This window comes from Ruficoccus sp. ZRK36 (genome assembly GCF_019603315.1).
In the GTDB taxonomy this organism is placed as follows: Bacteria; Verrucomicrobiota; Verrucomicrobiia; order Opitutales; family Cerasicoccaceae; genus Ruficoccus.
This window is the reverse complement of the sequence record NZ_CP080649.1, coordinates 3,370,572-3,385,160: the sequence shown is the minus strand read 5'-3', so window position 1 is coordinate 3,385,160 and position 14,589 is coordinate 3,370,572. Positions and strand designations below refer to the sequence as shown.

At 60.8% G+C, this 14,589-nt stretch carries 14 protein-coding genes; 12 read left to right on the top strand and 2 right to left on the bottom strand.

Going from position 1 to position 14,589, the window contains the following annotated elements; all coding sequences use genetic code 11:
- Positions 1–157 precede the first annotated feature (157 nt).
- The 7 genes from lptD (at position 158) to K0V07_RS14745 (ending at position 7,099) form a co-directional block, all read left to right on the top strand.
- Positions 158–2,305: an LPS assembly protein LptD gene (lptD, locus tag K0V07_RS14775; protein WP_220622158.1), complete on the top strand. Its 2,148-nt coding sequence runs from the start codon at positions 158–160 to the stop codon at positions 2,303–2,305.
- 74 nt (positions 2,306–2,379) lie between these two features.
- Positions 2,380–3,423: a segregation/condensation protein A gene (locus K0V07_RS14770; protein WP_220622157.1), complete on the top strand. Its 1,044-nt coding sequence runs from the start codon at positions 2,380–2,382 to the stop codon at positions 3,421–3,423.
- Positions 3,424–3,561: 138 nt separating this feature from the next.
- Positions 3,562–3,801, top strand: coding sequence for a hypothetical protein (locus tag K0V07_RS14765; RefSeq protein ID WP_220622156.1), 240 nt, complete (start codon positions 3,562–3,564; stop codon positions 3,799–3,801).
- A gap of 133 nt (positions 3,802–3,934) precedes the next feature.
- Positions 3,935–4,402: a hypothetical protein gene (locus tag K0V07_RS14760; RefSeq protein ID WP_220622155.1), complete on the top strand. Its 468-nt coding sequence runs from the start codon at positions 3,935–3,937 to the stop codon at positions 4,400–4,402.
- Positions 4,403–4,441: 39 nt separating this feature from the next.
- A complete protein-coding gene (gene trxA, locus K0V07_RS14755; protein ID WP_220622154.1) occupies positions 4,442–4,771 on the top strand; it encodes a thioredoxin in 330 nt (109 codons plus the stop codon).
- 578 nt (positions 4,772–5,349) lie between these two features.
- Entirely contained in the window at positions 5,350–6,735 is a 1,386-nt protein-coding gene (locus tag K0V07_RS14750; protein ID WP_255568006.1) for an ammonium transporter, read from the top strand.
- Between the two features lie 25 nt (positions 6,736–6,760).
- The gene (locus K0V07_RS14745; RefSeq protein ID WP_220622153.1) at positions 6,761–7,099 is read left to right on the top strand and encodes a P-II family nitrogen regulator; all 339 of its coding nucleotides are present in this window, start codon (positions 6,761–6,763) and stop codon (positions 7,097–7,099) included.
- Positions 7,100–7,217: 118 nt separating this feature from the next.
- Here the strand turns inward: K0V07_RS14745 and hemL are convergent, their stop codons facing one another.
- Positions 7,218–8,525, bottom strand: a complete 1,308-nt coding sequence (gene hemL / locus K0V07_RS14740; protein WP_220622152.1) for a glutamate-1-semialdehyde 2,1-aminomutase — start codon at positions 8,523–8,525, stop codon at positions 7,218–7,220.
- Positions 8,515–10,155 carry an NAD+ synthase gene (locus K0V07_RS14735; RefSeq protein WP_220622151.1) on the bottom strand — a complete coding sequence of 547 codons (1,641 nt, stop codon included), beginning with the start codon at positions 10,153–10,155 and terminating at the stop codon, positions 8,515–8,517. Before K0V07_RS14735 ends, hemL begins: the two co-directional genes overlap by 11 nt.
- Before the next feature lie 133 nt (positions 10,156–10,288).
- On the opposite strand from K0V07_RS14735, the gene K0V07_RS14730 reads away from it, so the two are divergent.
- Genes K0V07_RS14730 through K0V07_RS14710 form a run of 5 tightly spaced genes read left to right on the top strand, consistent with a single transcriptional unit; the run spans position 10,289 to position 14,588 of the window.
- On the top strand, positions 10,289–10,879 hold the full coding sequence (locus tag K0V07_RS14730) for a Maf family protein (protein ID WP_220622150.1): 591 nt from the start codon (positions 10,289–10,291) through the stop codon (positions 10,877–10,879).
- Positions 10,876–12,072 (top strand): hypothetical protein, encoded by a 1,197-nt coding sequence (locus K0V07_RS14725; RefSeq protein WP_220622149.1) that lies wholly within the window; start codon positions 10,876–10,878, stop codon positions 12,070–12,072. The genes K0V07_RS14730 and K0V07_RS14725 overlap by 4 nt, the downstream gene beginning before the upstream one ends.
- A 2-nt stretch (positions 12,073–12,074) precedes the next feature.
- The gene (locus tag K0V07_RS14720) at positions 12,075–12,962 is read left to right on the top strand and encodes an RNA pseudouridine synthase (protein WP_220622148.1); all 888 of its coding nucleotides are present in this window, start codon (positions 12,075–12,077) and stop codon (positions 12,960–12,962) included.
- 40 nt (positions 12,963–13,002) lie between these two features.
- Positions 13,003–14,058: a hypothetical protein gene (locus tag K0V07_RS14715; RefSeq protein ID WP_220622147.1), complete on the top strand. Its 1,056-nt coding sequence runs from the start codon at positions 13,003–13,005 to the stop codon at positions 14,056–14,058.
- Complete coding sequence (locus K0V07_RS14710; protein WP_220622146.1) at positions 14,055–14,588, top strand: transglycosylase SLT domain-containing protein; 534 nt, start codon at positions 14,055–14,057, stop codon at positions 14,586–14,588. Before K0V07_RS14715 ends, K0V07_RS14710 begins: the two co-directional genes overlap by 4 nt.
- Position 14,589 lies beyond the last annotated feature (1 nt).

Sequence of the window (14,589 nt, the reverse complement as noted above, 5' to 3'; positions counted from 1 at the left end):
CTGTGACGATTCTTCGGTGAGCGAGTATTTTAGCGGGCTCTGGACCAGGGGGCTGGCTATGAAGGGTGAATTCTGTCACAGCACTGCAAAATAGTCCTTGCCCGTTGCCGGACGGGTGACCAAAGTTCGTGCCGTGCTGCGAGTGCATTGCTACCTCTTGACGGGACTCGCGCTGCTGGGCGGTTCGCTGCTGGCCCACGCGCAGGTAGTCCCCCCCGAATTATCCGCTGACGAGCCGATCGAGTTCGACGCGGAGAATAACCGCATGACTGCTCGCGGGAACGCGATCCTCGACAATGATGACATGCGCGTGCGCGCGGACAGGATCGTCTTCGAGCAGGACGAGTCCACCGTGAAGGCGAAGAAGGAGGTTTCGATCAAGAGCGGTAACTTCCGCCTGCTGACGGATAATGCCGAGTACGACTACTTCAACCGCACATTCTACGCGGATGATTTCCGACTGGGGAATGACTCGGTATATGTCTTGGGGAAGCAAGCCCAGGGCGACAAGGACAACGTCGAGGTCGACAACGCACGTATTTACATCCAGGAGCCCGACATGTTCGCGCTCAACCTCAATGCCGATAAGCTGACCCTCGTCAATCAGGAGACGGTCGCGATGGACGATGTCGTCTTCCGTATCGGAGAGGTTCCTTTCTTTTACCTGCCCTACGTCGAGTATGATGTCCAGGACGGCTCGCCCGTCCAGTATACCGGTAACATCGGTCAGCAGAATGACCTGGGCTTCTATTGGCAGAATGCCATTGCCTTCCGCTTTATCCCTGAGCTGGCTGCCGGGTTGAACATCGACGGGTACACCAAACGCGGCGTGCTGGCTGGTCCGATCCTCGACTATAACTGGAGTGACCCGGACCTGGGCTCCATGTCCGGTTGGCTCGATACCGGTTACATTCATGACGAGGGGAGCCCCTCCGAGCTGGGCACAGACGTGCTTGGCCGCCCGATTCAGCCCGACCGCTGGTTTATCGAGTGGAGACACAAGCAGTACGCACTTGAGGACGAGTCTCTCGAAATCACGGCTTCCCTAAGCTGGTGGAGTGACTCCTACGTGGAGCGCGACTTCCGCGAGGGTCTCTACGAGGATAACCAGCAGCCGGACAGCTTCCTGGAGACGACCTACCGCGGCGAAAACTGGTACCTCGATGCCATCGCCCGCGTCCAGCCCAACAATTTCCAGACCGTAGCCCAGCGCCTGCCGGAAATCCGTTTCGACCTGATGCCGACCGAGATATTCGAGACCGGTGCCTATCAGCGCCTTGATGTCAGCTACGCCACCCTGCAGGAGAATTCACCCACCGGTGCCTTTCAGACGCTGGAGAGTAACCGTGTCAACGCCTACTATGGGCTGACCTATCCGATCGCTGCCACTGACTGGATGACGATTACGCCGGTAGCTGGCGTCATGGCCACTCACTACGCGGTGACGCTCGGTAACAACGGCAGCTACACCCGTGTGCTGGGTGAGTTCGGGGTCGATGTTGACCTGAGTGCGGTCGGTGTCTGGGACTATCAGAACGAGTTTTGGGAGATCGACGGCCTGCGTCACTTCCTGCAGCCCACGATCCAGTACCGCTACATCCCCGGTGCTCAGGCCGGGGATACCGAGATCCCGCCCATTGACCGCCTGGCTTCCTTTGATACCTATCTCGAGCCGATCGGGTTGGCCAACAAGCGCAATATTGACGACCTTTACGAGGAAAACGCCATTCGCGTGGGCGTGCAGAATATTTTCCAGACCCGTGACCCCGAGTATGGCTCACGCGATCTGCTGGAGGTCGATCTGTATCAGGAGTTCCGTTTCGCGACCCGCCCGGCTCAGCCGGCTCGCTTCGGGCAGAGTGCCACGCCTGCCCAGCAGGACTACTCCGACACCTATCTCGTGATCGACTTTTCGCCGGCCTACTGGGTCAACTTCGGGGCTTTGTTCCGGATCGACCCCAACAAGCTGAACCTCGATGAAGTCACCACGGGGGTACGATTCACCGATGGTGAAGAGTGGACGGTCTTTTTCGGTAATGACTATGTGACCGACGTGAGCGGGGTCTCCGGCGGCGTTATCAACCAGTTTGTGGTCGATGCGCGCTACCGGCTCGACAGCCGTAACCAGCTCGGGGCCTACTGGTCGATCGACGCACGGCTGGGGGAGCTGACCGAGCAGACTTACCTCTGGGAAACCATGCTGGGTAACTCCTGGGAGGCGACCTTCGCGATCATCCACACCTCGGGTTCCTCGCGCCAGAACGGCTTCAAGTTCCAGGTCAGCGTCAGCCTCGTGAGGATTTGACAAGCGGCCCCGGTCCTGTCTCTTTCTGAAAAACGGCTCCTGCCCAGCCGGATTCGTAACGATTTATACCGCTCATGACGCCGCCCAACGAGACTGCCGACGACCAGGATGCCCTGCTGCCAAGCCGGGAGATGGCGATTCGCCTGCCGGTGTTTGAGGGGCCGCTGGATCTGCTGCTCTTCCTGATCCGCAAGAACGAGCTGGATATCTACGACATCCCGATCGAGGACGTCACCCGGCAGTACATGGAGGTGCTTCGCGCCATGGAGGACCTCAACCTGGAGGTAGCAGGGGAGTTCTTCGTCATGGCCTCGACCTTGATGTACATCAAGAGCCGGATGCTCCTGCCTGTCAGTGATCAGGACGCCCAGCCCGAAGAGGAGGCTGAGGAGGCCGACCCGCGCTGGGAGCTGGTCGAGCAGTTGCTCGAATACAAGCGCTTCAAGGACGTCACCGAGCAGGTGCGGCAGCTCATCGAGCAGCAGCAGGACTATCTGCCCCGCCTCTACAAGCACGATGAGGAGGAGACCGACCCGCGCCCGATCAAGAGTAGCGACCGCATCGAGCTCTGGAATGTCTTTAACCTCGTCCTGCGTCGCCTGGCCGAGAAAATCGTGCAGGGCGAGATCCACGATGAGCAGGTCACCGTGGCTGACCGCATGGAGTATATTTTAGAGAAACTGGAGGTCACCCCGGAGTTTCTGTTTACCGACCTCTTTGAAGATCAGCCCAAAGTGAGTGTGCCGCTCGTGGTCGCCTCTTTGCTGGCGATTCTTGAGCTGGCCCGCCTGAAGAAGCTCTTCGTCGAGCAAGAGGAAGTCTTTGGCGACATCCGCTGCGCGGCCCGCCCCGAAGAGGAGGAGCCGCCGCCGCTCCCGGATGAAGACGAAGAAGAAGCGCCTGAAACCGCCGCGACCGACTCTGATCTCGACGAAGCTGCCGACGAGCTGGAGGAGGAGTACGACGTAGACTTTGACGCCGAAGAAGAGGGTGAGGATGACACCTCTGATGAGGACGCCCTGGATGCGGACTGGGCCGAAGACATCGACGAGGAGGATGAGGCCGCAGAAGAGAGTGGGGAAGAGCCTGAGGGCGAAGACGAGCCTCGCGAACGTTAGCTGTCTCTCTTATACCGTTGAGCCGCTCGGGGCGTTCCTTAGCCGGGCTTTATGTCCCACCTCAGCGGCAGCCTCTAAATACCGGAAGGGCTTGCATTTTTGTGCACATGCGGCACGTTTTTAGCAGTAGATACGATTATGGAACGCAAGGAAAAGAAAATCACAGGCCTGCTCGGTGTCGGACTCGACAACGAAGACGGTCACAAGCGTGTCACACGCGCCGATAAGTTTGCCATCGTGGGTGGCTCGGCAGAGACGCATGAGCGCATGACGGAAACTGTGATGAAGACCTTCGAGGACCTTAAGCGTCGCGGTAAGGATATCGAACAGGCCGAGCACCGCGAGGTCGCCGATCTGCTGCAAAAGCATTCGCAGTAGCCCTGCGCACCGGCTTCCTGAAGTTTCGACCCCGATCAGGGGCGTTTGCCTTGTTTTTATCAGGCTTGGAAGGCCGGATTAGGCGTCTGGCGCTTGACTTTATCCGCCGAACACGAACAATCCGATTTTACGCATGAGCGACGAACAAAACAAGGATACCCCGCCCCCCGCTCCGAAAGCAGCTCCCAAGCCGCCTTCTGACGGTAACGATCAACCGGCCGCCCCCGCCGAGAAGCCCCAGTTCAAGGTGACGCGCTCGCCCTTTACGCCCAAGGTCGGCGCTCCCGGTAATGGTCCGGTGAAGCTCCCGACCCCGCCCAAGCCGGTGGGAGAAGCCCCGAAGCCTGCCTCCCCGGAGGCACCTGCTGCTGCCCCTAAGCCGCCTTCACCCGTGGCTGCCGGTATTCCGAAGCCTACGGCTCCCACTCCTCGCCCCAAGCCTGCCAAGCCCGTGCCGAAGGCACGCCCCGGTAAGCCGGCCGAACCGCTTGAGTCCACCGAGTCCGCTTCTGTCAGCGCGCTGGGACTGTCGATTGATGCGGTCTGCGCCGTCGTCGCAGTTGTTTTTGCGGCACTTATTTTCGTTGGGATGAAAGGTTAAGCCGCCCCGTACGACTCTATCCTCCGAACTATTCTTATTATGGCATCCGAAAAGATTCAAAATCTCGACAACGATAGCTTTGACGCCGCGGTCAGCGAGGCGTCCACGCCCGTTCTGGTGGACTTCTGGGCCCCTTGGTGTGGCCCTTGTAAGGCCATCGCTCCGATCCTGGACGAGCTGGCTGACGAGCTGGACGGCAAGGTCAGCATCTGCAAGGTGGATGTCGACAGCAACGGCGACCTCGCTGGCAAGTTTAACGTACGTGCTATCCCGACGATCCTGATCTTCAAGGGCGGTGAAGTCGTCGATCAGGTTGTAGGGATGACCAGCAAGGCTGATCTTACCAGCAAGCTGCAGGCTCAACTCTAGTCGAGCCGGGGAGCTACCCACGAGTTTCACAGGTTGAGGCTCAACATTTTTCCATGCGCAGGCGATTCGCCTGCGCATTTTTTTTGCTGTTTTGTCACGGGTGGCTGCTTCACCAGCAAAGATTTTCACGCCATTTTTGCAGCCAGCGCCAGCGCACCGTGGGACGGCGTCAGGATGGCCCCTTGCTGGTTGGTAGTCGTTGTGTTTCTCTAAGTCTATAAAGGCAAATTGTTTACGGGATTATTCTTGGTCTATCTTGTTGTCTTATTGATAAGATGAAAAGATGTAATGTTTTTATTGAATAAGTATATCTACTCTAATTGGTACGGGTGAAGCTAGTACAGAGGGCGTAACTGCCAAGAGGCTTATCATGATATTAGGGGCCCCTCACTTTCGGCCTGAGCCGGAGATGAGGGGCGTCCCAGTCCTGAAAGACCTCGGTGCAGGAGCTCTCTTAACTGAAAAGCATGCCCGCGGCATCCGGCGGGGTCCCCTCCCGGGGGGACATTGCCGGCTTCCTGAGCCCGCTGTTCAGTTCAACCACCAAAATCCTAGTTAAAACGAACACATTATAGCTTATGAAAGCTCTTAGAAATTGCTTTGGCGGGCGCCTGAAATGGATGCTGCTCGCTTTGTCAGCTGTTGGCATGGCGCTGCCTGCGCAGGCCCAGGACACCGAGGCGGTCGCCTATCTGCCGCAGGTGACTGCGGACATCATGTGGCTGCTGCTGGCCGGTTTTCTCGTGTTTTTCATGCAGGCGGGCTTCGCGATGGTCGAGGCCGGTCTGACGCGTTCGAAGAACGCCTCGAACATCATGATGAAGAACTTGATGGACTTCTCCGTGGGAGCCATCGCGTTTTGGGCTATCGGCTACAGCCTCATGTACGGCAGTGACGGTGCCTTCATCGGCTGGAGCAAGGATCTGCTCTTCCTCGGCTCTGCGAATGCCGGGGGCGACATGTCCGAGAGCGCCAGCTGGCTGTTCCAAGTGGTGTTTGCGGCTACGGCGGCGACCATCGTCTCGGGGGCCATGGCTGAGCGCACGCACTTCGTGGCCTACTGCTGCTACTCGCTGCTGATCTCCGCAGTACTGTACCCGATCGCCGGTCACTGGATCTGGGGTGGGGGCTGGCTCGGCGCGATGAACATGCGCGACTTCGCAGGCTCGACCGTGGTGCACTCTGTGGGTGCCTGGGCTGCTCTGGCCGGGTGTATCCTCATCGGACCCCGCAAGGGCAAGTACGGCAAGGACGGCAAGATCAACGTCATCCCCGGCCACAACATGCCGCTGGCTGCGCTGGGTGTTTTCATCCTGTGGTTCGGCTGGTACGGGTTCAACCCCGGCTCCACGCTGGCGGCCGTTGACGGTATCGCCCACGTTGCGGTGACGACTACGCTGGCTGCTGCCGGTGGTGCGATTGCTGCCATGCTGACCACCTGGTTCATGTTTAAAAAGCCCGACCTGTCGATGACGCTCAACGGCGCTCTGGCCGGTCTGGTGGGTATCACCGCTCCCTGTGCTTCGGTCTCGACCAGCTCCGCGGTCATCATCGGCCTGGTTGCCGGTATCCTTGTGGTGCTTTCCTGCCTGTTCTTCGAGCGTGTGCTCAAGATCGACGACCCGGTCGGCGCGATCAGCGTCCACGGCGTCTGTGGTGCCTGGGGTACGCTCGCCGTCGGCCTCTTTGGCCAGCAGGCGATCGACGTCATGTACTGGGACAGCGAAACCTGCATCCAGGACGGCCTGTTCTTCGGCGGCGGTTTTCACCAGCTGGGCATTCAGGCTCTGGGTGTGGTGTCGGTCTTCGGCTTCGTAGCCGTTTGCGCCTTCATCATGTTCTCGATCCTGAAGGCCACGGTCGGCCTGCGCGTGAGCGAAGAAGATGAAGCCATGGGGCTGGACCTCTCCGAGCACGGCGCCGAGTCCTACCCGGACTTTGTCACCTCATCCGAACACAAGTAACCCTTAAACCAGGAGAAACGATACAATGAAAATGATCGTAGCAATCATCAAGCCGTTCAAGCTTGAGGAGGTTAAGGAATCTCTGTCCGAGATCGGCATCGAGGGCATGACCGTGATCGAGGTCAAAGGCTTCGGCCGCCAGAAGGGACATACGGAAATCTACCGTGGCAGTGAGTACACGGTGGACTTCCTGCCCAAGGTGCAGCTCAACGTGGCCGTCCGCGATGACCTCGTGGCCAAGGCCTGCTCGACCATCGCTGAGGCTGCCAAGACCGGTAAAATCGGCGACGGTAAGATCTTCGTCCTGCCGGTCGAGGATGCCATCCGCATCCGTACCGGAGAAAGCGGAGACAACGTCCTTTAAGGCGGGTGTAGCGAGTTTTCGATACGTCAGATTCTATGAATAGCAAAGGCCGGTTCCTGTTGGAGCCGGCCTTTTTTGTGCAAAGGAAAAGTCCTTCGCCCTGTAAGTGTCTCTCGTGTTACGCGCCTGTCTGGCCGATTTCCTTGATCGCGGTGGCGAGGATCTCTGCGGTGCGGGCGATATCGTTTTTCGAGTGCGTGGTGCTGATGAAGCACGTCTCGTAGGGGGAGGGCGGCAGGTAGATGCCGTACTCAAGCGCAGTCTGGAAGAGCGGCTTAAACAGCTCAGCTTTAGTTTCCATAACCTGCTCGAAGTTTGTGACCGGCTTATCCGAAAAATAGATGCTGAACATCGACCCGGCCTGCGGCACCTGCAGCGGTACGCCGAGGTTGGCGGCTGCGAACTTCAAGGCGATGGCGAGCTGCTTACCCGCCGCTTCGAGCATCTTGTAGGGCGGGTTTTCGCGCAAAAGCTTGAGCGATGCGATCCCGGCAGCCATGGCCAGCGGGTTACCGCTGAGCGTGCCCGCCTGATAGACCGGCCCGAGTGGGGCCAGATGGTCCATGAGGTCGGCCCGTCCCCCGAAGGCTCCCACCGGCAGCCCGCCGCCGATGATCTTGCCCAGACAGGTCAGGTCCGGCATGACACCGGTTTTCTCCTGCACGCCGCCTGCGGCGATACGGAAGCCCGTCATGACCTCGTCAAAGATCAGCACCGCGCCATGGCGGGTGCAGAGGTCACGCAAGCCCTCCAGATAGCCGGTCTGCGGCAGGATGAGCCCGCAGTTGGCCGGGTAGGGCTCGACGATGACGCCCGCGATCTGGTCGGGGTTTTCGGAAAAAGCGAGCTGGAGCGCGCCCAGATCATTGTAGGGCAGCACGATGGTCTCACCGGCAAAAGCGGCCGGAACGCCCGCGCTGTCGGGGTTCCCCAGGGTGAGGGCTCCCGATCCGGCCTTGACCAGCAGCGAGTCCACATGGCCGTGGTAGCAGCCGGCGAACTTCACGATCTTGTCGCGGCCGGTCGCGCCTCGGGCCAGACGAATGGCCGACATGGTGGCCTCCGTTCCGCTGTTGGTCATGCGGACTTTTTCGATGGAGGGGACCATGTCCACGATGAGCTCGGCCATCTCGACCTCGTAGGGATTGGGAGTGCCAAAGCTCGTGCCCTTCTCCAGCGCCTCGGCAATAGCCTCGCGGATGGCGGGGTGGTTATGCCCGTGGATGGCTGGCCCCCAGGTGCAGACGTAGTCGATATACTCGCGCCCGTCGGCGGTGACGAGTCGCGGGCCCATCGCGCTCTCGGTGAAAAATGGCGTGCCGCCCACGGCCCGAAAGGCCCGTACGGGGGAGTTGACCCCACCGGGGATGAGCTTGAGGGCGCGTTCGAACAGGTCGTTTGAAATGGGAGAATCGTTAGCTGACATATTTCTGCACAATCGGGATGCGCCGCCCGACCCCGAAGGCCAACGGCGTGATTTTCAGGCCGGGTGCGGCCTGCTTGCGTTTGTATTCGTTTAAATCTACCTTGCGGACGATGTCGCGCACCGTCTCCTCATCGAAACCGGCGGCAATGATCTCGTCGGACACTTTACCCTCCTCGACATAGAGGCGCAGGATCTCGTCCAGCACCGGGTACGGAGGCAGGGAGTCCTCGTCCTTCTGGTCCGGGCGCAGCTCGGCGGAGGGGGGCTTGTCGATGGTGTTCTGCGGCACGACCTCACCGTTGCGGTTCATGTACCGGGCCAGCTCGTAGACCTGCATCTTGGGCAGGTCGGAGATGACGGCCAGCCCGCCTGCCATGTCCCCGTAGAGCGTGCAGTAGCCCACCGCAACTTCGCTCTTGTTGCCGGTGGTCAGGAGGAGCGCTCCGAACTTGTTGGACACGGCCATGAGGAGCAGGCCGCGTGCCCGCGCCTGGATGTTTTCCTCGGCGACTCCGAGTGCGGTCCCGGCAAAGATGTCTTTGAGAGCGCCACCGGCGGCCTCCACAATGTCGGCGATCGGAAGCGTCTCGAAGCGGATACCCAGGTTTTCGGCGAGGATGCGGGCATCGTCGCGGCTGTGCTGGCTGGAGATGGAGGAGGGGAGGCTGACGCCGATGACGTTCTCCGGCCCAAAGGCTTTGGCGGCGAGCGCGGCCACGACTGCCGAGTCAATCCCGCCGGACAGGCCGATCAGGGCAGAGCGGAAGCCGCTCTTGTGGGCGTAGTCGCGCAGGCCCAGGACAAGGGCGTCATGAATGTCTCCCATGTCGTCCTGATTATAACCGGGGGAGGGCTCTGTGGCGGCCCCGGCAGTATCGACGACGCGGCACTCTTCGGCAAAGCCCTTGAATCCGGCCAGCAGAGAGCCGTCCGCAGCCATGACCTTGCTGTGGCCGTCAAAAATCAGTTCGTCGTTACCCCCGACGAGATTGCAGTAAACCAGCGGGCACCGGCAGCGCGAGGCGGCTTCCCCCAGAAGGTGTTCGCGCATGTGCTTTTTACCGCTGTGCCACGGGCTGGCAGAGAGGTTGAGCACCAGATCCACCCCGGCAGCGGCGAGCTGCCCGACGGGGTCCACCTCGTAGTGGCGGCGGGTGGGGACGGCGGGGTGGTTCCAGACATCCTCGCAGATGGTGATGCCGATACGCTTGCCCTTCCACGTGACCAGTCCCGTCTCGCGGGCGGGCTCGAAGTAGCGGTCCTCGTCAAAGACGTCGTAGGTCGGCAGCAGGCACTTGCGCACGATGTGGCGGACCTCACCGTTTTCGCACCAGGCGGCGGCATTGAAGAAGCGCCGACCCCGCTCCGAGGGGTTTTTCTCGACGAAGCCGATGAGGGCGGGGACTTCACCGATCTCGGCGGCTACGCGGTGCAGGGCGGCCTCATTATCGGCCACGAAGCGGCTCTTGAAAAGCAGGTCGCGGGGCGGGTATCCGGCCACGGCGAGCTCGGGCGTGAGCACCAGCTCGGCCCCGGCTTCCACCAGCTCGCGGTAAGCGCGTAAAATCTTGTCCGAATTCCCGGTGAGGTCACCGACGATGGTGTTAATCTGCGCGAGGCCGATTTTCATTCCCTTAACTATCCGCAATCCCTGAGGCCGGTTCCAGCCCTTTTTACGATTGAGAGGGCGAAAAAGAAAAAACCGTGCAACAGGCATGTTTGGCTTTGTCTTTTAAGAGAGAGGGCCAAGGCTGGGGGCGTCCATGTTCGATATGCTCATTCTCGCCTCGGCATCCCCTCGCCGCCGCCACCTGCTGGAGCAGGCGGGGCTACGCTTCGCCGTGGACCCGGCCCAGGTCGAGGAGCACGAGGACCCGGCCTCCTGCCCGCGGGAAACCGTCCTGCACAATGCCCGGATCAAGGCCGCTCATGTCAGCGAACGCCGCCCCGAGGCCCTTGTTCTGGGCTCTGACACCGTTGTCGCGCTCGATGACGAGGTTTTACACAAGCCTGCGGATATGGATGCCGCCCGGGCCATGCTCCGCCGTCTGGCCGGTCGTACGCACACCGTTTACACCGGTGTCTGCCTGCTGGGAGCCACTGCTGGGATCGACGAATGCCACGCTGTTACCAGTGCCGTTACCTTTAAGCCACTCGACGATGAAGCCATCACTCGATACTTCTCGCTCGTCAATCCGCTGGACAAAGCCGGGGCCTATGGTATTCAGGAGGGGAAAGATATGATTATCGCCGGGTTGGAGGGGTCCCTGAACAACGTCATGGGCCTGCCGACCGAGTTCCTCCTGGACTTGCTTGACCGGCTGCACCTGCTCGAAAAGCTCCGCCTGACATGACGACCGCACCGCTGCCGCCGCCCCAACGCAAGCCCGCCCAATGGCCGCGCTGGGACCGCGAATCCGAGTATGGGCGGCAGTCTTACCGGCGCTCCGTCAGTATCGGCCTGGCCGCTACGGTCATCTTTCACCTGCTGCTCATCTACGTGGTGCCGTGGCCGGATGTCGCCTTTCAAACCATTGAGCCGGATAAGCCCAACCCGCCCATGGAGGTGGAGCTGGTCGAGGCGCCGCCCCCGCCGGAGCGTTTCGTCGAGACGAATCCGAACGTCGTCGAGGAAAAGCCCGAGGATACGCAGAATTTCTCCTCCAAGGATCAGGTAGCCGCGCAGGAGCAGCCCGATCCGACTCAAAACTCGGACGCCCCGAAAGTCGACGGCGAGATGCCCGACTCGGAGAAGATCGTCACCGGCGATCTGTTCGAAGAGCCTTCACCACCGCCTGTTCCGCAAGGGCTTCCCGATGCCCAGCCCATGCCACAGCAGCCAGAGCCTGCCGAGCAGACGCCGCCCGAGCCGCAGGAGATGACCGAACCGGTCGAGGAACCGGCCGAGAGCGATGCGCGCGAAGCCCCGCAGGAGGAGGCACCCCGGATGCCTGAGCAGGAAGCGATCGAGGAGGAGGGCGCTCCCAGTATTGATAAGGCCGGTGAGGCCGAAGAAGTGCCCGAGACGCCCGCAGAGAAGACCGTCGAGCCCGCGCCGGCTCCGCGTCCGCAGCGCCAGATCGAGGTCCAGATGGAGGAGGTCACCCCCGCGCAGCAGGCCCCGCAGGGCCAGCCCGTCCCGAAGGCCCGCCCAAGGATTAACTTTAAGGTGCCGCCCGGCCCGCTCATGCAGAACCCCGTTTCGGCCAGCCGCATGGGGGCCTTGGCCATTGACTCGAATTTCAGCGAATTTGGCGGCTACCTGCAGCGCATGCGGGAGGCGATCTCCGCGCAGTGGAACCTGCTCGGCCGCCAGTACAACTACGCCAATTCCGACATCGGTACGAAGGTCGTGGTCGAGTACGAGCTCAACCGCGATGGCCGCGTCGTGGACCTGAAGGTGCTTTATACGAGTGCCAGCCGCCCGGCCACGCTCATCGTGCAGGATGCCATCCTCTCGCGTGCCCCCTATGGCCCGTGGACAAAGGAGATGGTGGCCAGCCTCGGCGACAGCCAGACCATCCGCATTACTTTCCTCTATCGTTAGCCATGGACGATCAGGCATGGGAGACTCGTTATCCGCTCGGGGATGGTGTCCGAGTGCTGGCGGTGCATCCGGCAGGGTTGATCGCGCTGGAGAAACCGGTCGGCGTGCTCTCTCATCCGAATGGCCGCCGCGACAAGCACCGCTCGCTGGTTGCCTCCCACTACGATCACGAGACCGAGCGCTACTACGATCTCCCCGAGGCCGGTGATGAGCTATACCTCTGCCATCGTCTCGACTCGGCTACCTCGGGCGTTATCCTGCTCGCGCAGAACTCCGAGATGGCGCAAACCGTGCGAGAGCTCTTTAGCACGCACCGGATGGAAAAACATTATCACGCCATCGTGCGCGGTCGTCCGCCTTCCCAGGACAACTGGGTGGATCGGATGAGCCCGGCAGCCATGCCCTACAGCGGTAAGCCCGGCGGGCATAATACCGGGGGAGGGCGCCCGGTTGAAATGCGCTGCCGCATGCATTATGTCAAAAATGACGCCAACCGCCTGGGCCTGAGCCTGATCCAATTGATACCTGCCACCGGGCGTACGCACCAGCTGCGTATCCAGACCTCCAAGCGGGGCTTCCCCATCCTCGGAGACCGGACGTACGGAGATTTTCGCATGAATCGCACCATCGCTCAGGCGCTGGATATGGACCGGCTCTATCTCCATGCCGGGCTGCTCGCCTTTGATTTTCTCTATGAGGGCAAGCTCCAGAAGTTTCGGGCCGAGTCACCGCTACCGGATGAATTTCAGCAGATTCTGGGCGGTAATGCTAAACTCTCGCGCTTGAAATTTAACCTGCCGGGTGTGCGTCCTTCACGTGCCGGAGTGCCCCATGTGCACCGACATCATGGCTCCGGCAACTCCCCTCACCACGGCAAGCACCACCGCTGACCGTTTGACTTTTTCCTGATCCTCTCACCCATTCTCTCTCATGATCATCCCCCGCGCATCCCGCCTCACGCCAGAGCAACTGCTTGAGGTTGAAAAAATCGTGAGCGAATTCGGCTGCCGCATACAGACCATCGTCGGTGCCGAACGCAGCATCTACGCGATCCTCGGTGACGAACGTCACGAGACCATGATCAACCGCATCCTCGGCCTCGACTACGTAGCGCGGGTGGATGCGATCGACTCTCCCTACAAGCTGATGGACATCAAGTCCACGCTGGCCGACGGTAAGCTCCGGCTCGGTGGGGTCGAGGTCGGCGCTGAGCCGCTCTTTATCGCAGGCCCGTGCACCATCGACCCGAAGAATCCGAACCTTTTCTATGAAACCGCTGAGGCGGTCAAAGAAGCGGGTGGCCATGTCCTGCGCGGAGGTGTCTGGAAGCCCCGCACCATGCCGTACTCCTACCAGGGGGACAACGCCGCGCTCGACATCCTGCTGGAGGCGCGCGCCCGGACCGGCCTGGCCATCAACACCGAGGTCATGGAGCCCGAGCATTTGAGCATCGTGCTCGACGCCGGCGTCGACGTGGTGCAGGTGGGTGCCCGCAATGCGCTTAACTATCCGCTCCTGCGCCACATCGGCTCGCGCACGGCGGGCTCGAACACCACTGTCCTGCTCAAGCGTGGACGCCCGATGGCCCCGGTCGATGAGTTTCTGGCGGCGGCTGAGTACGTCGTCTCCGCCGGAAATCCGAATGTGCTCCTTTGTCCGCGCGGTACACTCCCCTCGATGGATGGCTACCGTAACCATCCGGACGAGTCCATTACGCAGCTTTTAAAGGAAAAGACCTGGGCCGCAGTCATCGTGGACCCGTCTCACTCGGTGGGGCGTGCGGCCTTTGTGCCGGGAGCGGCGCTTGCCGCGATGGCCTATGGGGCCGATGGCATCGTCGTGGAGACACACATCGACCCGAAGTGCGGCATCGGTGATGATCCGAAACAGTCGATCACACCGGCTACGCTGAAAAGCCTCATCGCTGACGCGCGCGAGATCTGGAAGCTTCGCCGCAAGTACAGCCCAACACCTCCCTCCTCATGAAAAAGCTGCTTCAGGACCCCGTTCGTTTCTGTCTGGTCTGTTTAGCAGTGGGGGCGATCCTTGGTTGTGTCGATGGTTTGACCTACCGGCCCCTGGCCCGCAAAGAGGCTACCCCGCAGCGAGTCTGGAGCTATATTTCCTCTGAGGCTCCCAAGCAGGGGATCGATCCAGCATTCGTTTATGCCATCGCGAAGGCCGAGAGCGGTCTCAACCCGATGGCGAACTCCGGCTACGCCCACGGGATGATGCAGCTCAGCAAGGTCGCCTGGCACGAGGTCAGCAACAGCTCCTATCGGTTTGCCTGGAACTGGTACTCGAACGTCTACGTGGCCATCGACTATCTGGCCTTCTGCAAGGAGTTCCTGGAGCAGCACAATAAATTCTCCTATCCCCTGCTGGCTGCCTGCTATCGCTACGGCCCCTATAAGGTCAAAGCCGAAGGCTTCTCGATAGCAAAGCTGCCCGCGCCGACAAACCGAATCTACCAGCAGCTCTTCGCCGGAAATACGTCCCCGGTCAAGACGCCCTGAT

What these genes read in the sequence shown, in the direction of transcription:
- K0V07_RS14770 (WP_220622157.1), top strand. Translation starts at nt 2,380, where the DNA reads ATGACGCCGCCCAACGAGACTGCCGACGACCAGGATGCCCTGCTGCCA.
- K0V07_RS14765 (WP_220622156.1), top strand. Translation starts at nt 3,562, where the DNA reads ATGGAACGCAAGGAAAAGAAAATCACAGGCCTGCTCGGTGTCGGACTC.
- K0V07_RS14760 (WP_220622155.1), top strand. Translation starts at nt 3,935, where the DNA reads ATGAGCGACGAACAAAACAAGGATACCCCGCCCCCCGCTCCGAAAGCA.
- trxA (WP_220622154.1), top strand. Translation starts at nt 4,442, where the DNA reads ATGGCATCCGAAAAGATTCAAAATCTCGACAACGATAGCTTTGACGCC.
- K0V07_RS14750 (WP_255568006.1), top strand. Translation starts at nt 5,350, where the DNA reads ATGAAAGCTCTTAGAAATTGCTTTGGCGGGCGCCTGAAATGGATGCTG.
- K0V07_RS14745 (WP_220622153.1), top strand. Translation starts at nt 6,761, where the DNA reads ATGAAAATGATCGTAGCAATCATCAAGCCGTTCAAGCTTGAGGAGGTT.
- hemL (WP_220622152.1), bottom strand. Translation starts at nt 8,525, where the DNA reads ATGTCAGCTAACGATTCTCCCATTTCAAACGACCTGTTCGAACGCGCC.
- K0V07_RS14735 (WP_220622151.1), bottom strand. Translation starts at nt 10,155, where the DNA reads ATGAAAATCGGCCTCGCGCAGATTAACACCATCGTCGGTGACCTCACC.
- K0V07_RS14730 (WP_220622150.1), top strand. Translation starts at nt 10,289, where the DNA reads ATGTTCGATATGCTCATTCTCGCCTCGGCATCCCCTCGCCGCCGCCAC.
- K0V07_RS14725 (WP_220622149.1), top strand. Translation starts at nt 10,876, where the DNA reads ATGACGACCGCACCGCTGCCGCCGCCCCAACGCAAGCCCGCCCAATGG.
- K0V07_RS14720 (WP_220622148.1), top strand. Translation starts at nt 12,075, where the DNA reads ATGGACGATCAGGCATGGGAGACTCGTTATCCGCTCGGGGATGGTGTC.
- K0V07_RS14715 (WP_220622147.1), top strand. Translation starts at nt 13,003, where the DNA reads ATGATCATCCCCCGCGCATCCCGCCTCACGCCAGAGCAACTGCTTGAG.
- K0V07_RS14710 (WP_220622146.1), top strand. Translation starts at nt 14,055, where the DNA reads ATGAAAAAGCTGCTTCAGGACCCCGTTCGTTTCTGTCTGGTCTGTTTA.